The following is a 20,602-nucleotide window of genomic DNA, read 5'->3' on the forward strand; positions in this document are numbered from 1 at the left end:
AATAATCTGATTATCTGGAGCGCCATGACACCCGACGACATCAGCTGCCACCTGCGACGAGTGCCCGAGATCGACCGCATCTGCACCGTCGACGAGGTGAACGCGGCGGTGGACGAGCTGGTCGCGGAGCTGCCGGAGGTTTGCCGGGTGCGCCGGGTCGGGGCGTCGCGGCGGGGCGAGGCACTGCGGCTGTTGTCGGTCGGGCACGGGGCACGCACCGCGCTGGTGATCGGGTGTCCGCATCCGAACGAGCCGATCGGGCTGCTCACGGTCACGCACCTGGCGCGGTTGGTCGCCGAGACGCCGGAGCTGCGGGACGGGATCGGGTTCTCCTGGCACTTCATCCCCTGCATCGACCCGGACGGCACGCGGCTCAACGAGGGGTGGTTCGCCGGGCCGCACACGATCCGGCGCTATCACAGCGAGTTCTACCGGCCCGCGTTGCGCGACCAGCCGGAGTGGACCTTCCCGGTGCTGGACGAGCGGGCGCACTTCGACCGCACGCTGCCGGAGACGGAGGCGTTGGCCAGGGTCATCGACGAGCTGCGGCCGGCGTTGCAGTACTCGTTGCACAACGCGGACTTCGGTGGCGTCTTCTTCATCCTCGGCCGGGAGGTGCCGGGGGTGGCGGACGACCTCGCACGGGTGGCCACCCAGGTCGGGGTGCCGTTGTCGCTGGGGCCGGTCGACACGCTGGGGTGGCCGGTGCTCGGGCCCGCTGTCTACCTGATGCCGCCGGCCGAGGTGCTCATCGCCGCCAACTCCCAGGGGGCGCAGGCGCGGCACGGCGGGTCCAGCGCACACTACGCCGACCGGTACGGCACCACGTCGTTGATCACCGAAGTGCCGTTCTGGCACGACGAACGCGCGTCGGACGCCGGTGACTCCGGCCGGTCCTACGCCGAGGTGCTGCGCACGACCGCGCGGCAGCTGCGGGCGGACGCGGGCGCCCTCGACGAGGTGCGGCAGCGGATCCGGACGCGGGTTCCGTCACCGATGCCGGCCGCGGCGGCCGACTTCATCGAGCAGGCCGGGGCGTTCGCGGCGGCGCACGAGGCCATCGCGGCCACGGTCGGCGCGCGGACGGCGACCGTGGCCGAGGTGTTCGGCGCGGAGAGCGTGGTGCACATGATGCGGCTGCGCACGGCGGGTGTGCTGCGCAGGCAGCTGGCCCTCGATGGCGAGGCCCACGCGGTGATCGACGTGGTGGACGCGCTGTTCGACCAGTGGTGTGCGCAGGCCGGAGAAGCGTTGTCCGAGCGAGCTTTCCCGTTGCGGCAGCTGGTCTCGATGCAGATCGCAGCGGCACTGGCCGTAGCTGCCCGGCTCGTCGAGTCCACGGAGGACGGTCAAGTCACCAGCGAGGCGAGCGCCACGGCCGCGCGCACGCAGTAGTCCTCGGTCACCGAGCCCGGTTCGACGGTGGCGCGTTGCACCAGGCCGCCGAGCAGCGACGCGACCGCCGGTGCGAGTTGCCGGGCCTGGGCCGCGGTCGTCTCGGCGCCGGTCGTGGTGCGGCGGCCGGTGAGCAGCCCGGCGAGCAGGTTCTCGGTCCGCCACAGCGCCGCGCCCAGCACCTCACGGCCGGCCGCAGGATCGCGCAGCACCAGGCTGAGCAGCTCCAGTTCGAACGCCAGCCGCTGGCGTGCCGCCGGTCCGGCCGCCGCCCGGTGGTACGCCGACGCAATGGCACCCAGCGCGTCGACGAGCGTGAGCTCGTTGCCCACCACCGAGGTCAGCTCGGCGCCGACGTCGTCGGCGAGCCGCCCGACCGCGGCGACCAGCAGGTCCTGCTTGCTGCCGAAGATCGAGTAGATGGCGCCGGTGGTGAGCTCGGCCCGCTCGGCGATGTCCTCGAGGCGCGCCGCCGCGTACCCCTTGTCCGCCATCTCCGTCACCGCCGCGGCGACGAGCGCGTCGTGGTTGCGCTGGCGGGCCTGCGCGCGAGTGAGCCGCATGATCCTCCTGCGCCGTACGTGACTCGGTCAGCACTGTAGTGCAGATACGCTCGCCGGGTGGTCCGGCACGTCGGACGTGAGGAGGACGGCGGTGCGCGGCGATGAGCCCCTGGCCTCGGCCGTGACGGCGGCGATCCGCGGCGGTGACCTCGCCGGGTTGCGGCGGTTGCTGGCCGGCGACGCGGAGCTGGCGCGGGCCAGGATCGTCGACGACAGCGGCGGGTCGCGGACCTTGATGCACGTGCTGACGGACTGGCCGGCCAAGTGCCCGAACGGTGCGCAGACCGTGGCGGTGTTGGTTGCGGCAGGCGCCGATGTCAACGCACGGTTCGAGGGAATGCACAGCGAGACGCCGTTGCAGTGGGCGGCCAGTGCCGATGACGTCGAGGTGCTCGACGCGTTGCTCGACGCGGGAGCGGACATCGACGCCGATGGCGCGGTGATCGGAGGTGGCACCGCGTTGGCGGACGCGCGCGCGTTCGCTCAGTGGCGGGCCGCGCACCGGCTGGTCGAACGAGGTGCACGGGTCACGTTGACCGATGCCGCCACCCTCGGCCTGCGAGACGATCTCGAACGGCTGCTGCCCGGCGCGACGGCGGACGAGGTCGACGCGGCGTTCTGGGGTGCGTGTCACGGCGGGCAACGGGAGTGCGCGGAACGCTTGCTGGGCCTGGGTGCCGAGGTGAACTGGCTGCCGCCGTGGGAGCCGCTCACCCCGTTCGACGCCGCGCTGCGCAACGGTTTCGACGCGCTGGCCGGGTGGTTGCGCCGGCACGGCGGCAAGCACGCGACGAAGCTCTGACCGGCCTTTGTGGACGGTGACCGCGTCAGTCGGCCAGCCGGTCGAGCGGGATGCGTCTGGCCAGCACGTCCTTCGCCACCGAACGCACCGAACGGCCGGTGGCGAACGCGTGCGCGCGCAGCCTCAGCAACGCGTCGTCGAGGCCGACCTGCAGCTGCACCGCCAGCATGCCCGTGGCCATGTTCACCTCCTGGTACGACACGTCCATCCGCAGCCGGTCGTCGTCGTCCATCTCCTCGTTCTGCGCGAGCAGCACGTGTGCGACGAGGTCGGCCAGCACCACGGCGTCGGCGGTGGCCTGCGCCGGCAGGTTCCCCGGTCGCCTGCCGTACAACGCCAGCGTGCCCACCACCATCCCGCCGATCCGCAACGGGAAGACGAACACCGACGACAGCCCGCCCGTCGTCGCGGCCTCGACGAACGCGGGCCAGCGCGCCGACTCCGCGGCCAGGTCGCCGACCAGCACCGGTTCCCCCGCGCCGGCCACGTCCGGATCGGGCCCCTCGCCGAGCGTGTACTGCGCCTCCGCGAGGCCGGCCGCCCACGTGCCGCTCGCCCCCACGAGCTCCTCGGCCTGACCGCTGCCGTGCAGCACCACCGCCACGCCGTCGACGCCCGGCAGCTCCCGCAGCACCACCGCGCACAACGACCTGGCCAGCGTGGGGCGGTCCCCCGCGCCGCACTCGGTGACCAGGCGGGTGAGCCTGTCGTGCCGTCGCTCGTCCACCTGCGCTCTCCCGGGTTCCGGCCGGGGCGGTCAGCGTCGCCGCGGGTCGGGCACGTCGGGCAGGTCGCCGGCGCGCCCGGACGCGACCGCCTCGGCGATCTCGACGAGTTTGACGTTGAGCTGCTGTGAGGCGTGCCGCAGCTGGTCGAACGCCTTGTCCGCGGTGAGCCCGCGCCTGGCCATCAGGATGCCTTTGGCCTGCCCGATGACGTCGCGCGAGTCGATCGCCCGCCGCAGCTGCTCGACCTTCAGGTCGGCGGCGGTGACGGCGTGGGTGTGCGCCAGTGCCAGTGAGGCGTGGGTGGCCAGCAGCAGCGAGGCCGCCTGGGCTGTCTCGTCCAGGCCGTCGCGCCGGCGCGAGTAGACGTTGAGCGCACCGGACAACCGCGGCGGCTTGACGTGGGGCAGCAACGCGGTGGCCAGCACGGCACCCATCCCCCGTGCGGCGGCGGCCGGGCCGAACCGGGGCCAGGCCCGTGCGACGGTGAGGTCGGCCGCGAGCACGACGGCGGGCCCTGCCGGTTCGGCGACGTCGAGGCAGGGGCCTTCATGCAGGTCGTACTGCAGCTGGTCGAGCTCGATCGCGACCCGGTCGGTCTGGACGGGCGTGTGGAAGTGGCCGTCGGCCGAGCGCAGCGTGATGCTGACCAGCTCCGCGCCCGGCACGACCAGCACGGCCGCCCGCACCACCTGCTGCAGCACCTCCTGCGCGGTGGCGGCGTCGAGCAGGGAGCAGGTCAGGGTGGCGAACTGCTGGGCGAGCGGGCCCAGCGGAGCTCCGTGGTCGCGCATCGGTGCGTGCCCGTTGCGCTTCGCCTGCTCGGCGTCCGCGGTGAACCGGCCCTTGTCAAGACTCCAGTCCTCGGCGCTCGGTGACGCGTGCGACACCTCGGTCGCCTCCTTCCCGCGTGCTCCGCGGGTCTCACTCTGCCGTGCCGGTGGCCCTCGCGCACGCCACGCCGGGGGTGACCGCGCGTTTGGCGGCGAGCCGTACCATTCGCTGCGAGCGTTGAGCATCCAGCGCCGCACAGTCGCTTCCCACGGAAGGCACCGCGGTCATGGATGACAAGACGACGCTGCCGGAACGCCCCCTCACGGCGTCGGACGCCGGCAGCCGGCCCGACCCGGTCGAGCGACTGGACGAGGCGACCGCCGCACTGTCGGCGTTGCAGGACAACCTGTCCGGGGAGGAACCCCTCGACCAGGTCCTGCAGCGGCTCGCGGAGACCGCGCGCGCGGCGGTGGCGGACGCCGACGCGGTGACCGTGTCCGTGAGCCCGGAGGACCCGAGGACGGCGGCCGCCACCGACAGGTCGCTCGTGGAGATCGACGAACGGCAGTACGACGCGGACCGCGGCCCCTGCCTGGAGGCGGCGCGCACGCTCAAGATCGTCCGCGCGGTCGTCGGCGAGAACGACGACCGGTGGCCGGAGTTCGAGGCCTCGGCGAGCAAGCACGGGGTCCACGCGTACCTGTCGGTGCCGGTGGTGTTCCCGGCGTCGGACGACGACGACCGCGACGACGACGAGCACGTGGCGTCGCTCAACATCTACAGCTACACGGCCGCCGCGTTCGACCCGTTCGACGAGAGCCTGATGCGGCTGTTCACCACCGCGGCGAGCGCGGCGGTCAGCAACGCGCTGCGGTGGCAGCGTTCCCGCGAGCACGTCGGCCACCTGGAGACGGCGCTCGTCTCGCGGGCGGTCATCGACCAGGCCAAGGGCGTGCTGATGGCGGTGCACTCCTGCGGCGCCGACGAGGCGTTCGCGATGCTCGTCCGCCGGTCGCAGCACGAGAACAGGAAGCTGCGCGACGTCGCGCAGGCACTGCTCGACAGCCTCACCGGGCGTTGATCGAGCAGTGCCGCGACATCGTTGCCGGACCTGGTGATCAGGCGGGCATCAGCACCGAGTCGATGAGGTAGACGGTCGCGTTCGCGGTCTTCACGCCACCGCAGACCACGTTGGCGTCGTTGACCTTCAGCGCGTTGCCCGAACCGGTCACCTTCACGGTGCCGGTCTGCACGGTCTTCTGGTCGCCGGCGATCTTGTCAGGCGTGATCTGGCCGGGAACCACGTGGTAGGTCAGGATCTTGGTCAGCAGCGCGTCGTCGGTCTTGAGCTTCTCGATCGTCGCGGCGTCGATCTTGGCGAACGCGGAGTCGACCGGCGCGAACACCGTGAACTCGGCACCGTTGAGCGTCGAGACCAGGTTCACCTTCGGGTTGAGCTTGCCCGACACGGCGCTGACCAGCGTCGTGAGCAGCGGGTTGTTGCTCGCCGCGACGGCCACCGGGTCAGCGGCCATGCCCGAGACGGAACCGGCGCCGGACGGGACCTGCTTGGCGTAGTCGGCACAGCCGGGACCCACCAGGTTCGCGGCCGGGTCGGCCATCGCCTGCGACGACGGCGCCATCGAGGTCGCCGAGGTGGGAGCGGTCGAGGAGCTGCTGCTCGCCATGTCGCCCGAGCCGCACGCCGCGCCGAACAGTGCGAGCGAAACGGCGCCGGCGGCGAGGACGGTGTTGCGGACGGTCTTGTTCATGACAGGACATCTCCAAACAGTGGTCGAGCGGTTGCTACTCGTGATTCGCCACGCCCTGGAGAGCGGATGGGTGTGGTTATCGATCCGTTACCAACCGCAGCGTCCACAGTGGATTTTCCAGCCCGTCCCGACGATCTTCGGCCGATCGTGGCGCATCCGGAACCGAACCATTCCGGCCGCTGCAGCGAACACCTGTAGACAACGCCGAGGAGAGGACGCACGATGCCGAAGCTCGAGCGGTCGCTGCACAGCCTGCCGCCGGAGCCCGGCGGACCGGCCGAGCCGTCCGCCGACGACCTGCTGCCCCTGGTCGCGCGCGGCGACGAAGCCGCGTTCGAAAAGCTCTACGACGTGGTGTCCGGCTCGGTGTTCGGCCTGATCAGGCGGGTTGTGCGGGACCAGGCGCAGTCGGAGGAGGTGTTCCAGGAGGTGATGCTCGAGGTGTGGCGGACCGCGACCAGGTTCGACCCGGCCAGAGGCAGCGCGATGACCTGGATGATGACGCTGACCCACCGCCGCGCCGTCGACCGCGTCCGTTCCGCCCAGGCGGCGAGCAACCGCGAGGAGCACGTGGCCCGCCTCGACCCGGCCAGGCCGTTCGACGAGGTGAGCGAACAGGTCTCCGGCCGGCTCGAACAACGCCAGGTGCGCCGCTGCCTGAGCTTCCTGACCGGGCTGCAGCGCGAGTCCGTGCTGCTCGCCTACTACCAGGGCTACTCCTACCCGGAGGTCGCGAGCCTGCTGGGCCTCCCGCTCGGCACGGTCAAGACGAGGATGCGCGACGGCCTGATCCGGCTCCGCGACTGCATGGGGGTGACCGGATGAGAACCACGTCCGTCGATCTGCACACGCTCACCGGCGCCTACGCCGTGAATGCGGTGTCCGACACCGAACGCGCGGCCTTCGAGATCCACCTCGCCCGCTGCACGAGCTGCGCGGTCGAGGTCGCCGAGCTCGCGGCCACCGCCACCCGCCTCGGCGTCGCCGCCGAGCACGCGCCACCACCCCAGCTCCGCGCCGCGTGCTGGCAGCGGCGAGCGAAACCCGCCAACTCGCCCGCGGACCCCCGTCCCGCTCCCCCGCTGGCGCTCCGCGGGCGGTCTGCTCGCCGCGGCCTGCCTCGTCGCCGGCATCGTGCTCACCGTGCAGGTCGCCACCCCCGGCGACCAGTCCCGGCAACTCGAACAGCTCGCCGCCGAGTACGGCCGGTTCTCCGACCTGCTGTCCACACCGGACGCCCGGCTGCTCAACGCGAACGGCCCCGACGGCTCCACCGGCACCGCCGTCATCTCCCCCAGCCGCAACGAGGTGCTGTTCCTCAGCCGTTCAATGCCCGCCCCACCACCGGACCACGTCTACCAGCTGTGGCTCGTCAACTCGACGGGCGAACACTCGGCCGGCGTCCTCACCGACTCGGCCCCGGTGCTCGCCGGCGGAGTCCCCGAACCGCAGAAGGTGGCGGTCACCGTTGAGCCGCAAGGAGGTTCGGAGAAGCCCACCACCACCCCGGTGATGGTCATCACGCTCGCCTGACCTGCTTTACGCTGCCCGCCATGAAGAAGCAGGCCTACGCGCTGGCCGCGGTCGTGGACTCGATCGCGGCCCTGCGCCGCCCCAACCGCGTGCGCAGGGTCACCAAAACAGCGCTGATGCCCGCCCTCGCGGTCGCCACCCCACCCCGTGACCCGGCCATGGCACTCGGCCTGGCCGGTTCGTGGGCAGGCGACGTGGCCCTGCTCGGCGACTCCGACCAGGCCTTCCGCACCGGCCTCGTCAGCTTCCTGGCCGCCCACGTGGGCTACACCACAGCCCTGGCCCGCCGCTCCCAGCCAGGCTCGCGCGGCGCCGTCCTCCCGATCGTGGCCGCCTCCTCCGCCGGAGCTTGGCTGTTCGGTCGCGCTGCCGGTCCGCTGGGACGTCCGGTGGCCCTGTACGCGCTGACCCTGGGGACGATGGTGGCCGCCGCCTCAACCGCCCGCGGCACCGGTGCCCGGCGAGTTGTCTGTGGCGCAACGCTCTTCCTGCTCTCGGACGCCCTGCTGGGGTCGAGCCGGTTCGTCCTTTCCGGACGAACGGCCCGAGTCGCGTCGGCCGGGGTGATGCCGACGTACACGGCCGCGCAGTGGCTGCTGCACACCGGGTTCGCGCGAGGGGGTTCGGCGGACGGGGAGCCCGCGTAAGGGGACCCTCAGGCATGTGCTAACGTTCTTCTCGTCGGAACGTGCAGGACACCGGCACACAAACAAGCGCCGCTAGCTCAGTTGGTTAGAGCAGCTGACTCTTAATCAGCGGGTCCGGGGTTCGAGTCCCTGGCGGCGTACACCGGAGAAGCGGGTCGAGATTCCTCTCGACCCGCTTCTCCGCGTTTCGGTACCGGACCGGATGTCAGCCGCGGCGCCACTTCTGGTTGGCGCCACCCACGCAGTCCCACATGTGCAGGACCGCGTCGTTGTTCGGGTTCCACTCCGCGATGTCCACGCACTTGTTCGCCTGCGGGTTCACCAGGTCACCGGCGCCGTTCAGCACGAACTGCTGGGCCGGGTTGCCCGAGCAGGTGGCGAGCTGGACGGCGGCGCCGTTGGCGGTGGAGCCCCAGGCCACGTCCACGCACTTGTTGTTCTCGGTGCGCAGGGTGCCGTTGACGAACTCGAACTTCTGGTTCGTGCCACCGGTGCAGTCCCACACGATCAGGCGCTGGCCGTCGGCGAAGTTCCAGTTCGGCACGTCGATGCACTTGTTGTGCCAGTTGCTGACGATGCTGCCGAGCGTGGGCTGGGGGTTGGAGCTGCCGCTGAACGGGGTGAGGATGATGCCGGCCGAGCGCGGGTCGCCGTCGTGCACCAGGGACTCCTGGGCCTGCACGTCGTCGAAGGCGAAGCCGTAGGCCTTGCCGTCCACCATGTTCTGGTGCACCAGGCGCGAGTAGTGGTTGGTGATGGTGCCCTGGTAGAAGTCCGCGGGGCCGCCGCCGGGCTGGGTGTCGATGCGGCCGAGCGTGGTGCGGTGCAGGGCGGCGCAGAGGGTGCGGGCGATCGGGCCGATCACCTGGTCGTTGGGGGCGTGCAGGGCGCCGTCGCAGCCCCAGACGTTCGAGGTGGAGGGCTTGGCGAACGAGGCGACCTGCTGGCCGGCGGTGTTCGTGAAGTTCATGGTGTTGCCGGAGGTGCGGCCGAAGTACTTCACGTCGGGGCGGTCGCCGAACGGTTGCACGGTCAGCGTCTTGCCCGTGTACGCGTTCCAGGCCTGGGTGATGTACGGGTCCAGGTAGTTGCGGTCGAAGTTGCCGACGTCGGCCGCCTTGCCGGGGGCGAGGACGCGCAGCACCGTGCCGTCCGGGCGGGACATGATCGAGCCGGCCCAGCCCGCCTGGTTGCGGATGCCGTTGATGACGGCGTCGCGGCCGCCGGACTTCAGCTCGCCCGTCTTCTTCGTGGCGCCGCTCGCGCCCGTCACCGTGACGGCGTGCGGCACGGCGAACATGTCCACCTGGGAGCTGTTCAGCCACAGGCCCGCGTCGTTGTAGGTGAACTCGCTCCAGTCGAACAGGATGCCGCTGTTCGGGTCGCCGGACGCCCACGGCGCGGGCTGCACCAGGCCGTCGGGCGTCAGGAAGAACTTCAGCTTCTCGCCGAACGACATGTAGACGCGGCCGGAGATGAACCTGGGCACGCGCAACGTGGCGGTGCCGCCGAGGCCGGGGCCGGCGATCGACACGTCCGGTGCGGGCGTGGGCGGGTTGCCGCCGGGCGACCACGGCGTGAAGGTGCCCGCCTGGTTGACGTACCCGAGGCGTCCGTTGCGGATGTCGGTGCCCAGGACGTACAGGTGCACGGCCTCGGACCGGCCGCTGTTGTTGGTGACGTTGAGGGGCAGCAGGTCGGGGCCGATCGCCTGGGCGGGCGCGATCGCGACAGCCGCCGACGTGGCCGCCACCAGTGCGGCGAGCGCGCTCAACCACTTCGTTCGAGTACGCATGTGACTCCTTGTGCAGGGGTGCTCCGTCAGCAGGACACCGACCGGTTCAGGGCGGTCGGTGGCCTTCACTCCGAGAACTGGTCCAGACCGGTTATGAGAGCGCTTCCATGGTTGTTCGCAGGTACGAGCCTTGTCAATACCGACGGGAAAGCCGGGACAGCCCGATTGGAGTCCATTTCACAGCGATCTCACGGAGCACCGGCCGGCCAGATCGCACGGCCGACGACGCGATCGGCGGTGGAGCAGGTCACCTGCTCCACCGCCGACGTGCTCACGCCCTCAGGCGGTACGCGCGCAGCACCGTCTGGTCGACGGTGTTGCCCTCGCTGTCACGGGCGGTCACGCGCAACGACACGAAGCCGCCCGGCGTTCCCCCCGCCTGCACGAGACCGGCCACCGGCACCCAGGTGGCACCGTCGTCGAACGACGCGTACGCGCGCAGGTCGACGATGTCGGCCTTGCCCGCGCCCGCCTGGCGTGCGGCGGTGAACTTCGCGGGCATCGGCACGCCTGCCTTCCAGCTGTTGCGCTGGTCGAGCGGCAGGGCGTAGTCGATCTCCAGCAGCGGCAGCTTGCCGTCGGCCGGTGAGGAGAACTCCCACGTGGTGCGCACATCGGTGGAGAGCGCCACCCGGTCACGCGTCGCGTGCAGGTCCAGGGTGTAGCGGCCGTCGCGTGCGGGTGCGTAGAAACGGCTGTTGTAGAGGAAATCCGTGCCCAGCGAGACGCCGTCGCACTTGAGTTCCATGTGGACACTGCTGTTCAGCACCCTGCTCTCCACCGCGGTGCTCGTGCCGAACGGGGAGATGTCCGCGTGCAGGTGCGGGTGCAGGCGGTACACGCCACCGCCCTTGGGCCACGGGGCCTCCGCCTTGCCGAGGCGTGGTGCGGCGACCCCGCGCTGGGTCGAGCGTTCGTAGTGGCGGCCCGGTTCGTACTGGGCCGCCTTCAAGTTGGCCCACGAGTGCGTCAAGGCGTCGTCCCCGTCGCTGAACCGGCCGACCGCTCCCTCGTTGTACCAGCGGCCCGGCGAGAAGTACTCGGTGCGGGTGGCGGGTGAGCCGAGCGGTTCCTCGATGAAGAGGTCGGGGTTCAGCACGCCGCCGACGACCGGGTAGTTGCGGGTCGTCACGGTGCTGTCGGCGCCGGAGGTGTAGTAGCGCGCCCTGACCTCGGCGAGCCCGGAACGCTGGACGCGGTAGGTCTTCCCGGCCGGCAGCGCGCCCTTCTCGCCCTGGTGCAGGGTGTACGAGACCGATGACGTCGTCAGCGCGCGCAACGTCAGCCTCGCGGGGATCTGGGACGCGAGGTGCTCGGCCACCGTGATCACCGGCAGTTCGGCGCGGTCGAAGAACTCCATCCCCGGCGGGCCCGCCCACAGCACCGCGGTCGCACCGGCCTGCTTGAGCTGCCTGGCCACGATGAACGGGAACTCGTCGCCGGACCGCACCACCACCATCTTGCCGCGCACGTCGGCACTTCCGCGTTCGACGACGTCGTAGGTGTGGTCGCCCTGCGGCAGGTAGGGGCTGTCGGTGAAGTAGTTCACCGGCAGACCGCTGGTGGTCGTGATCTTCGGCTGTGCCGCGACGAGCAGGGTGTCGTAGGCGAGGCCGGGCACCGGTTCGCCGAACGACAGGCCGTAGACCGGGACCCGGCCGTCGACCTTGGACCAGATCGAGTCGCGGAAGGCCGGGTTGACCGGCACCTTCATCGTCGTCAGCCGGTACAGCGGCGTCACCCGCGAGTCGTCCAGCTCGAACGAGATCGGGCGCGCTTGCCGCAGGTCGAGGTGCACGGAGACGTCCGCGGCGGTCGACACCTTGCCGGACACGTCGGTCACCGACGCGGGTGCGTACCAGGTGCGGCCCTGCGTGCCTTCGGCGAAACGGGCGAGCACGGCGTAGTCGCCGACCGGAAGGCGGGCGGAGAGCGTGCCGTCCTGGCCGAGCTCCAGCACCGACGAGTCCTTCGTGGCCAGGTCGACGAGGACGACCCAGCCGTTGCCGACGGGCTTGCCGTCGCGGCCGGTCACCTTCAGCGAGAGCCCGTGTCGTTCCGGTTCGACGGTGCCGCCGGCCGACGTGGTCAGCTCGACACCCGCCGCGGTCGCCCGCACCCGTCCGGAGAACGCGCCGAGGCCCTTGCCGGGGTCCAGCACGACGTCGACCGACGCCGACCCGTTCGCGGGCACGACGACGGACGGCGCGACGGTGAAGCGGGCACCCAGGTCGTGTTGCAGTGCAAGGGACACCGGCTGGTCACCGGAGTTGCGGTAGGTGATGGTCTTCGTGACCGGCTCGGTGTGCGGCCAGGTCACCAGGCCGAACGACAGGCTGCCCGCGTCCGCCGTGACCTGCTGGGAGACCGCGCGGCCGACGTCCACCAGGCCGGTGCCGCCGTCGTCGGGCGAGAACGCGAGCGGCTTCGCCGTGGTCATCAGCCGCGCCTTGAGCTCGGCCGCGCCGATCGAGGGGTTGCGCTGCAGCAGGATCGCCGCCGCACCCGCCACGTGCGGTGCCGCCATCGAGGTGCCGGACAGCTGCGAGTGCAGGTCGTCGACGGCCTGGTCCGGGCGCGTGCCGGCCGCGCGGGCGGCCACGATGTTCTCGCCGGGTGCCGCGATGTCCGGCTTCATCACCAGGTCGCCCGCCCGTGGCCCGCGTGACGACGACTCGTGGACCTCACCGGACTTGGTCAGGTTCGCCACGGCCAGCGCGGCGTCGGCGGCCGCGGGCGTGCTGACCTTCTGCCAGCCGCCGTAGTTGCCCGCCGCGATCACGAACAACGCGCCCGTCTCCGCCGTGAGCTGGTTGACCCTCTGCGACAACGGATCCGTGCCGTCGCTCTCGTACCCGCCAAGACTCATGTTGACGACCTTGGCGCTGACCTCGCGGGTGGCCCACTCCATGCCCGCGATGATCGCGCTCTCCGGGCACCCGTCGAGCTCGCACACCCGCCCGACCGCGAGCTTCGCGCCCTTGGCCACGCCGCGGAACTTCTCCCCGCGCCCGGCGATCGTGGAGGCGACGTGCGTGCCGTGCCCGTCGTTGTCCTGGACGCCCTGCGTCGTGAAGTCCCTGGCGACCGCCACGACGTCCTTCAACTCGGGGTGCTGCTGGTCGTAGCCGGTGTCGAGCACCGCGACCGTGACGCCGGTGCCGTCGAACCCGGCCTCCCACGCGGCGGGCGCGCCCACCATCGGGACGCTGACGTCCAACGTGGTCCGCGCCTTGCCGTCGAGCCACAGCTTCCCGCCGCCCAGCGCGGTCACGCCACGTTGCGTCCAGCGCTGTGCCGCTTCCTCCTTCTTCACCACGCCCGCGGCCCGGAACCCGTTGTCCAGCAGCGGGATCCGGTCGGTCTTGGCGTCGGTGTAGCCGTATGCGTGCAAGGCGGTGACGTCGAAGAACCGCTTGTCGATCCGGTTCTGCGCGACCTCGGCGACGGCGTCGGCGGGCACCACGTACTGGTGGCCGTTCTGCACGTACTGGGCGAACGTCATGCCGGGCCTGCCCTCGACCCTGACGAGCTCGCCCTTCTCGCTCACGACGACCTCGTCACCGCTGATCAGCGTGATGACGTCGGCCGGTGGTGCCCCGGACCCCGCGGGTTCCGGTGCCGCCTGCGCGGTCGCCGGTGGGCTCAGCAGCCCGACGGCGAGCAGTGCGACCGTGATGCAACGCGCTAAGCGCACGTGTCCTCCCCAGAGGTGATCGAACGGTGTCAACCGCTCACTTGCACACAACTGGGTCGGGGCCGCGGCAGGTTGCATTCGATCAGTTGCCGCAGGACGACCAGGACAATCAGGACAGGCGTTGTCCGCGTGCGGTGCCACACTGCGCGCCATGATCGGACGTTGGCACGGCCTGGTGATCGACTGCCCTGATCCGCAGGGCCTCGCGGAGTTCTACGAGAAGGTGCTCGGCATGGTCCGGGTGCAGGACGACGGCGGGTTCGTCGTCATCGGCGACGCCCCCGACCGGCCAGGGCTGGCGTTCGCGCGGGTCGAGGGGTGGCAGCCGCCGAAGTGGCCGGACGAGTCGGCGACCATGCACCTGGACGTCCGGGTCGACGACCTGGACGCCGCCGGTGCGCAGGCGCTCGCCCTCGGCGCGCGGCGGTTGCCGGGCGGTGGCGAGCGCTTCCACGTCTACGCGGACCCCGCCGGCCACCCGTTCTGCCTCGTCTCCTGGTGACGGCGAAGGGGACGGCCGCGAACAGCGGCCGTCCCCTCGACACGGACTGTCACCTTTGGACGGTCACACCGCGGATCGTCTTGAGGTCGCCGAAGAACGACGGCGTCGGCTGGACGCGGTAGTTGTCCACGACCAGCAGCTCCTTCGTCTTGTCGCGGCGCTGGACCTCCAGGTGCACGGCCACGTGGCCCTCGTGCGACTTCAGCGTCAGCTTCAGCTCCTCGACGATCTCCGGCGTCAGGTTCTTCACCTGCAGGCCCAGCACGATCGGCGGGTCGGCGTCGGGGTTCAGCTCGGCGTCGCTGATGTCGAGCGGGATGACGCCGTCGCCGAAGATCGCCATCTTGTCCTCGCGCCAGTTGACGCGGCCCTTGACGCAGACGGCGGAGTCGAGCTCCAGGTCGTCCTTCAGCACCTCGTAGGACTTCGGGAAGAACAGCACCTCGATCGAGGCGTCGAGGTCCTCGATGACGGTGATCGCCCAGGGCTGGCCGTTCTTGTTCACCCGGCGCTCGATCGACGAGATCATGCCGGAGACGATCAGCTCGCCTTCCTTGGGCGGGTCGTCGAGGATCACGGCGATGGGGCGCGGGGCGTGCTTGCGCAGGATGCGTTCGGCGCCGTCGAGGGGGTGCGAGGAGACGTAGAGGCCCAGCATCTCCTTCTCGTAGCTGAGCATCTGCTTGCGGGGGTACTCGTCGGCGCCGATCTTGAGGTGCGCGAGTGGTGAGGTGCTGTCGTCCGGTTCGTCGCCGCTGTCGGCGCCGAAGAGGTCGAACTGGCCCTCGGCCTCCTTGCGCTTGATCGGCACCACGCCGTCGACCGCGTCCTCGTGCACCTGGAAGATGCCCAGGCGCGGGTGGCCGAACGAGTCGAACGCGCCCGCCTTCGTCAGCGACTCGATCACACGCTTGTTGCACACCACGAGCTCGGACTTGTCCATGAAGTCCGTGAAGGACGTGTAGGCGCCCTTCTCCTGGCGGGTCTTGATGATGGACTCGACGACGTTCGCGCCGACGTTGCGGATCGCGCCGAGGCCGAAGCGGATGTCGGTGCCGACCGCGCTGAACCGCAGGGCCGACTCGTTGACGTCCGGCGGGAGGACCTTGATGCCGAGGCGGCGGCACTCGGCGAGGTAGACCGCCGACTTGTCCTTGTTGTCGCCGACGGAGGTGAGCAGGGCGGCCATGTACTCGGCCTGGAAGTTCGCCTTGAGGTAGGCGGTCCAGTAGGAGATCAGGCCGTACGCGGCGGCGTGCGACTTGTTGAACGCGTAGCCGGCGAACGGGAGGATCGTGTCCCAGAGCGCCTGGATGGCCTCGTCGGAGAACCCGCGCGGGTCGTTGCGCATGCCCTCGCGGAAACCCTCGAACTCCTTCGCGAGGACTTCCGCCTTCTTCTTGCCCATCGCCTTGCGGAGCACGTCCGCGCGGCCCATGGAGTACCCGGCGACCTCCTGGGCGATGAACATGATCTGCTCTTGGTAGACGATCAGGCCGTGCGTCTCGCCGAGGATCTCCTTGAGCGGTTCCTCGAGCTGCGGGTGGATCGGCTTGACCTCTTGGCGGCCGTTCTTGCGGTCGGCGTAGTCGTTGTGCGCGTTCACACCCATCGGACCGGGGCGGTACAGCGCGCCGACCGCGACGATGTCCTCGAACGTCGTCGGCTGCATGCGGCGCAGCAGGTCACGCATGGGGCCACCGTCCAGCTGGAACACGCCGAGCGTGTCACCGCGGCCGAGCAGCGCGTAGGTCTCCGGGTCGTCCAGCGAGAGGTTGTCGAAGTCCGGGACCGCCGCCTCACCGCGGTTGGCCTGGATGTTGTCGATCGCGTCACCCATCACCGTGAGGTTGCGCAGACCGAGGAAGTCCATCTTGAGCAGGCCGATGTTCTCGCACGACGGGTAGTCCCAGCCGGTGATGAACGAGCCGTCGGGGCGGTACCAGAGCGGGATCGACTCGGTGAGCGGGTCCTTCGACATGATGACCGCGCACGCGTGCACACCGGCGTTGCGGATCAGGCCCTCGAGGCCGAGCGCGGTGTCGAAGATCTCCTTCACCTGCACGTCGGTCTCGAGCAGCGACCGCACCTCGGCCGCCTCGCCGTAGCGCGGGTGGCTCTTGTCGACGATGCCCTTGAGCGGGATGTCCTTCGCCATGATCGGCGGCGGCAGCGCCTTGGAGATCTTGTCGGCGATCGCGAAGCCCGGCTGGCCGTGGTGCACGCGCGCCGAGTCCTTCAACGCGGCCTTCGTCTTAATCGTGCCGAACGTGATGACCTGCGCCACCTTGTCCGCGCCGTACTTCTCGCTCGCGTAGCGGATCATCTCGCCACGCCGGCGGTCGTCGAAGTCGATGTCGATGTCGGGCATGGCGGTGCGCTCGGGGTTCAGGAACCGCTCGAACAGCAGACCGTGCGGGATCGGGTCGATGTTCGTGATGCCCATCGCCCACGACACGGCGGCGCCTGCCGCGGAGCCACGGCCGGGACCGACCCGGATGCCGACGCTGCGGGCGTAGTTGATCAGGTCGGCGACGATGAGGAAGTACGCCGGGAAGCCCTTGTCGATGATGACCTGGGCCTCGTAGTCGCAGCGCTTGATGTAGTCCTCGGGGACCGGCTGCCCCTTGAACCGCCACTCCAGGCCGCGCCGGATCTCCTTGCGGAACCAGGACGCCTGGTCCTCGCCCTCGGGGACCTCGAAGTTCGGGATGCGGTCGCGCGGGGTCCACACGTCGTCGTACGACTCGATCATCTCGGCGACCAGCAGCGTGTTGTCGCACGCCTCCGGCAGCTCCTTGAAGACCTCGCGCATCTCGGCTGCCGACTTCAGGTAGTAACCGTCACCGTCGAACTTGAACCGGTTCGGGTCGGTCAGCATCTTGCCGGACTGCACGCAGAGCAACGCGGAGTGCGTGTCCGCCTGCTCCTTGGTGACGTAGTGGCTGTCGTTCGTCGCGAGCGGCGGGATGCCGAGCTTCTTGCTGATCGCGAGCAGGTCCTCGCGGACCCGCGTCTCGATGCTGAGACCGTGGTCCATCAGCTCGAGGAAGAAGTTCTCCTTGCCGAAGATGTCCTGGTAGTCGCCGGCGGCCTGGTAAGCCTCCTCGATCTGACCGAGCCGCAACCGGGTCTGCACCTCACCGGACGGGCAGCCGGTCGTCGCGATGATGCCCTCGGAGTGCTCGGCGACGAGCCCCCGGTCCATGCGCGGCTTGTAGTAGTAGCCGGTCTTGCTGGCCTCGGTGTGCAGCCGGAACAGGTTGCGCAGGCCCTCGGCGTTCTTGGCCCACATGGTCATGTGGGTGTAGGCGCCGGCACCGGAGATGTCGTCGCCGCGCTGGGACGGGTCGCCCCAGAACACGGGCTTGTTGTGCAGCCGGTTGTGCGGCGCGAGGTAGGCCTCGATGCCGATGATCGGCTTGATCCCGGTCTTCGTCGCCGTCTGGTAGAACTCGTCGGCCCCGTACATGTTGCCGTGGTCGCTCATGCCCACCGCGGTCATGCCCAGCCGCCCGGCTTCCTCGAACAGCGGGGCCACCTTGGCCGCACCGTCGAGCATCGAGTACTCGGTGTGGACGTGCAGGTGGACGAACGACTGCCCAGACAAGGCGGAGACCTCCCGACATCGTGGCCATCGACTGTGCCGGACCCAGCACGGACCAGACGCACAGCCTAGCCCGAGCCGGGCGGAGACCTCCGGGCACGCGCCGGATCGTTTCAAGATCAACATTTGCGGTGGTCAGAGAATGATCCACGCCCTTTTCTCAGAATTCACCGCGGACCAGCCGAACAACACAATGGCCACAATTCCTCCGTGCACGACGGTGGCGAGATCCGCTTCTTTCAGCACTCCCATGAACACCCACCCGAACGACAGCAACAACAGGCACCGCACGACTCCGAGCGCCTTCGCCCGCCAGCCGGCGACCGCCAGCACCACCGCTCCGGCAATTGACCCGACCGAAGCCGTCACCGGAACGCGCCACAGGCCGTAGGAAAGGTCGACATAGGCGTTCATGACGAATTCGGTCGCCTTTTCCAGACCCGTCCGGTCGACGAGCTCGAACGCGGCGAGGTCGATGCCGGAGAAGTACAGCCTGGCGAACAGTGACGCGACGAACAGCGCCGCTCCGGCGAGCGCGAGCCGGCCGCCGATCTCGCGGGCGAAGACGACCACCGTGGCGCACAACAGGATCGCGGCCAGCGCGAACAGGGCGTACCCGGCGGTGACCAGCTCCGGGTTGCGGGCGTAGGCGGCCAGCTGCTCGGGAGCGGCGAACGGCTCGGCGTCGAACCGCGCGCGTTCGGCGACGGTGAACCCGGCCGTCTCCACCCCGAGGTGCCGCACGAGCAACGCGGCGAACCAGACCACCGGACCGAGCACGAGCGCGACAACTCTCATGTGCCGCAACGCTATGAACGACGAAGAGTCCGGACATCGGCCCACGATCCGATGTCCGGGCTCAGCCCGTGGTCCTAGGGCGTGTCCCGTGAGTCCGTTCGATGAGAGTCACGGTCGAGAGTCCCGGAGGCGGTGCCGCCGCAGCGCCCTCATACCGGGCGTATTCGGGTGGTGCGGCGGTACCGCCTCCGGGGCCCTCGGCCGCGACTATCGCGGACGAGACTCACGGGACACGCCCTAGTTCGCCCGCCGTGCGCGCATCACTTACGCGTCCAACGGCAGCGCGCACGTCTCCACCAGCTCGAACCCCGCCTCCGCCAGCAACGCCCGGTAGTCCGGCTCGGTGCGTTCACGCCCACCCGTGTTGCACAGCATGTGGACGTCCCACGGGATAGCGAGCGAGTCGTCCGGCCCGTCGGGCAGCAACCGTTCGATGACCAGTAGCTCGGCGTGTGCGGGCATGTCGCGTGCGCACGTTGTCAGGATCGTGCGGCACTGGTCGTCGTCCCAGTCGTGCAGCACCCGTGACAGCAGGTAGACGTCGCCGGAGTCCGGCACCGCCCGCGTGAAGTCACCGGGGACCAGCGACACCCTCGAGTCCAGACCCGCCAGCCGCACCGATGCCGCGTCCAGGGCGTTCGGGAGGTCCAGCAGGACGCCGTGCAGCCATGGGGCCGTGTGCAGGACACGGGCCAGCAGTTCGCCGTTGCCGCCGGCGATGTCGACGACGGTGCGGGCGGTGGTGAAGTCGGCGACCTTGGTGACGCCGGTGAACAGGCGCAGCAGCGAGGTGCCGGCGCACGACTCGCGCCGGTGGGTGGCGAGCAGCTGCGGGAACCGGCCGGTGGAGGTCAGCTCCAGGCGGCGGAACGCCGGGTCGGCGCGGTGGGCGTCGCGGAAGTACAGGACGGTGTTGTCCTCGTAGCCGTTGTAACCGCCGCCGTCCGGGCCGATGACCGAGGTCAGCAACGTGCGCAGGCCGCGCACCAGGACGGGGTCGGGGCGGCGCACGGCCAGTGCGACGTGGTTCTCGCGTTCGTGCCGGCGTTCGTCCTCGGCGATGGGGGCCAGCTCCGGCGGCGTCACCAGCACGAAGATCTCCAGCTCGCACGGCCGGCCGGTGCGGTCGGCCACGGGCGCGAGCAGGATGCCGACCTCCAGATCGGCGAGCGGAACGCCGTAGCGGCTGCTCAGGCGTTCACGGACGACCACGCTGGGCGTCATCGCGCCGACGTCGAGGCCGTGCCGGGCCAGCTCGTCGGCCAGGCCGCTCAGGGTTTCCGGGAAGATCAGCAACGCGGCGTGGTCCAGGGCGGCGTGCCTGGTCACGGCCGCGCGCTGGTCGGCGTCCAGTGAAGGCGGCGAGGGCCGAGTGCGTGTCGTGCGCGCCGATGAGGGCCGTCGCCGCGGTGAGGCGGTCGAGGTCGACCGCGGCGAGGACGGATGTCCTGGTTGAGATCATGTGACGTTTCCCGGTAGCTCAGATGCCGACGTAGTGCTCGGCGAAGTAGTTCTGGTGGGCACGCGAGTCGCGCAGGCTGCCGAGCCGAGCCGTGCGCAGCGCGCGCTGGAACCCGGCGTCCGGCCCGGTGGGGCCGTGCAGCAGGTCGATCATCCAGTGGGAGAACTTCTGGGCCCGCCAGATGCGCGGGAGACAGGTGCGGGTGTAGCCGGCGAGCGCCTGCTCGTCGTCACGGGTGACGGCGGCGGCGAGGGCGCGGGCCAGCACCTCCGCCTCCATGATCGCCAGGTTGGCGCCCTTGGCTGCGGACGGGCTGATCAGGCTGGCGGCGTCACCCGCGAGGAACAGCCTGCCGTGCTGGATCGGGTCGGTGACCTCGGACCGCAACCGGACCAGGCGCCGTTCGGTGATGGCGCCCCACCGCAGCGGCCCGAACCGGTCGGTCCGCATCCGGGTGGCCAGTGCCGCCCAGATCCGGTCGTCGTCCCAGGCAGCGGGGTCGTTGCCCGGCTGGTGGAGGGGTCGACGCC

The 20,602-nt window shown here is 70.3% G+C and carries 17 protein-coding genes, 1 tRNA gene and 1 pseudogene; 8 read left to right on the top strand and 11 right to left on the bottom strand.

Annotated elements, in window-relative coordinates; translation table 11 throughout:
- The first annotated feature begins 24 nt into the window (after positions 1-24).
- Complete coding sequence (locus BBK82_RS05570) at positions 25-1,395, top strand: M14 family zinc carboxypeptidase (RefSeq protein ID WP_154697095.1); 1,371 nt, start codon at positions 25-27, stop codon at positions 1,393-1,395.
- Here BBK82_RS05570 and BBK82_RS05575 read toward each other — a convergent pair.
- Positions 1,350-1,958 (bottom strand): TetR/AcrR family transcriptional regulator, encoded by a 609-nt coding sequence (locus BBK82_RS05575; RefSeq protein ID WP_065914037.1) that lies wholly within the window; start codon positions 1,956-1,958, stop codon positions 1,350-1,352. The genes BBK82_RS05570 and BBK82_RS05575 overlap by 46 nt on opposite strands.
- A 91-nt stretch (positions 1,959-2,049) precedes the next feature.
- Here BBK82_RS05575 and BBK82_RS05580 point away from each other — a divergent pair, with 91 nt between their 5' ends.
- Positions 2,050-2,760 (top strand): ankyrin repeat domain-containing protein, encoded by a 711-nt coding sequence (locus BBK82_RS05580; RefSeq protein ID WP_065914038.1) that lies wholly within the window; start codon positions 2,050-2,052, stop codon positions 2,758-2,760.
- Between the two features lie 25 nt (positions 2,761-2,785).
- On the opposite strand, the gene BBK82_RS05585 is transcribed toward BBK82_RS05580, so the two are convergent.
- Both BBK82_RS05585 and BBK82_RS05590 read right to left on the bottom strand, forming a co-directional pair.
- Positions 2,786-3,487: a GAF and ANTAR domain-containing protein gene (locus tag BBK82_RS05585; RefSeq protein WP_154697096.1), complete on the bottom strand. Its 702-nt coding sequence runs from the start codon at positions 3,485-3,487 to the stop codon at positions 2,786-2,788.
- A gap of 30 nt (positions 3,488-3,517) precedes the next feature.
- Positions 3,518-4,375 (bottom strand): GAF and ANTAR domain-containing protein, encoded by an 858-nt coding sequence (locus tag BBK82_RS05590; protein WP_065914039.1) that lies wholly within the window; start codon positions 4,373-4,375, stop codon positions 3,518-3,520.
- Positions 4,376-4,545: 170 nt separating this feature from the next.
- Here BBK82_RS05590 and BBK82_RS05595 point away from each other — a divergent pair, with 170 nt between their 5' ends.
- Positions 4,546-5,340: an ANTAR domain-containing response regulator gene (locus tag BBK82_RS05595; RefSeq protein WP_083267807.1), complete on the top strand. Its 795-nt coding sequence runs from the start codon at positions 4,546-4,548 to the stop codon at positions 5,338-5,340.
- 37 nt (positions 5,341-5,377) lie between these two features.
- Here the strand turns inward: BBK82_RS05595 and BBK82_RS05600 are convergent, their stop codons facing one another.
- Positions 5,378-6,031 (bottom strand): fasciclin domain-containing protein, encoded by a 654-nt coding sequence (locus BBK82_RS05600; RefSeq protein ID WP_065914040.1) that lies wholly within the window; start codon positions 6,029-6,031, stop codon positions 5,378-5,380.
- A 222-nt stretch (positions 6,032-6,253) separates the two neighbouring features.
- Here BBK82_RS05600 and sigK point away from each other — a divergent pair, with 222 nt between their 5' ends.
- The gene (sigK, locus tag BBK82_RS05605) at positions 6,254-6,856 is read left to right on the top strand and encodes an ECF RNA polymerase sigma factor SigK (protein WP_065914041.1); all 603 of its coding nucleotides are present in this window, start codon (positions 6,254-6,256) and stop codon (positions 6,854-6,856) included.
- A 37-nt stretch (positions 6,857-6,893) separates the two neighbouring features.
- On the opposite strand, the gene BBK82_RS53760 is transcribed toward sigK, so the two are convergent.
- Positions 6,894-7,082, bottom strand: coding sequence for a hypothetical protein (locus tag BBK82_RS53760; RefSeq protein ID WP_237048528.1), 189 nt, complete (start codon positions 7,080-7,082; stop codon positions 6,894-6,896).
- Between the two features lie 41 nt (positions 7,083-7,123).
- Here BBK82_RS53760 and BBK82_RS05610 point away from each other — a divergent pair.
- The 3 genes and pseudogenes from BBK82_RS05610 to BBK82_RS05620 all read left to right on the top strand — a co-directional run.
- Positions 7,124-7,564, top strand: a pseudogene (locus tag BBK82_RS05610) (anti-sigma factor); the annotation flags it as partial.
- 20 nt (positions 7,565-7,584) lie between these two features.
- Entirely contained in the window at positions 7,585-8,211 is a 627-nt protein-coding gene (locus tag BBK82_RS05615) for a lysoplasmalogenase (protein ID WP_065914042.1), read from the top strand.
- Between the two features lie 66 nt (positions 8,212-8,277).
- A tRNA-Lys gene (locus BBK82_RS05620) sits at positions 8,278-8,351 on the top strand.
- 65 nt (positions 8,352-8,416) lie between these two features.
- On the opposite strand, the gene BBK82_RS05625 is transcribed toward BBK82_RS05620, so the two are convergent.
- Complete coding sequence (locus tag BBK82_RS05625; RefSeq protein WP_065914043.1) at positions 8,417-10,006, bottom strand: glycoside hydrolase family 64 protein; 1,590 nt, start codon at positions 10,004-10,006, stop codon at positions 8,417-8,419.
- A gap of 271 nt (positions 10,007-10,277) precedes the next feature.
- Positions 10,278-13,703: a S8 family serine peptidase gene (locus BBK82_RS05630; protein WP_065914044.1), complete on the bottom strand. Its 3,426-nt coding sequence runs from the start codon at positions 13,701-13,703 to the stop codon at positions 10,278-10,280.
- 151 nt (positions 13,704-13,854) lie between these two features.
- Here BBK82_RS05630 and BBK82_RS05635 point away from each other — a divergent pair, with 151 nt between their 5' ends.
- Positions 13,855-14,205 carry a VOC family protein gene (locus tag BBK82_RS05635; protein ID WP_065914045.1) on the top strand — a complete coding sequence of 117 codons (351 nt, stop codon included), beginning with the start codon at positions 13,855-13,857 and terminating at the stop codon, positions 14,203-14,205.
- 49 nt (positions 14,206-14,254) lie between these two features.
- Here BBK82_RS05635 and dnaE read toward each other — a convergent pair whose 3' ends face one another.
- From dnaE to BBK82_RS53765, 4 genes are all read right to left on the bottom strand, one after another.
- Positions 14,255-17,815 (bottom strand): DNA polymerase III subunit alpha, encoded by a 3,561-nt coding sequence (dnaE, locus tag BBK82_RS05640; protein ID WP_065914046.1) that lies wholly within the window; start codon positions 17,813-17,815, stop codon positions 14,255-14,257.
- A 132-nt stretch (positions 17,816-17,947) separates the two neighbouring features.
- Positions 17,948-18,610, bottom strand: a complete 663-nt coding sequence (locus BBK82_RS05645) for a hypothetical protein (RefSeq protein WP_154697097.1) — start codon at positions 18,608-18,610, stop codon at positions 17,948-17,950.
- A 264-nt stretch (positions 18,611-18,874) separates the two neighbouring features.
- Positions 18,875-19,939: a methyltransferase gene (locus BBK82_RS05650; protein WP_065914048.1), complete on the bottom strand. Its 1,065-nt coding sequence runs from the start codon at positions 19,937-19,939 to the stop codon at positions 18,875-18,877.
- Positions 19,940-20,090: 151 nt separating this feature from the next.
- A complete protein-coding gene (locus tag BBK82_RS53765) occupies positions 20,091-20,522 on the bottom strand; it encodes an FAD-dependent monooxygenase (RefSeq protein WP_237048038.1) in 432 nt (143 codons plus the stop codon).
- Between the last annotated feature and the right edge of the window lie 80 nt (positions 20,523-20,602).

It is taken from the genome of Lentzea guizhouensis (assembly GCF_001701025.1).
Taxonomy (GTDB): Bacteria; Actinomycetota; Actinomycetes; order Mycobacteriales; family Pseudonocardiaceae; genus Lentzea; species Lentzea guizhouensis.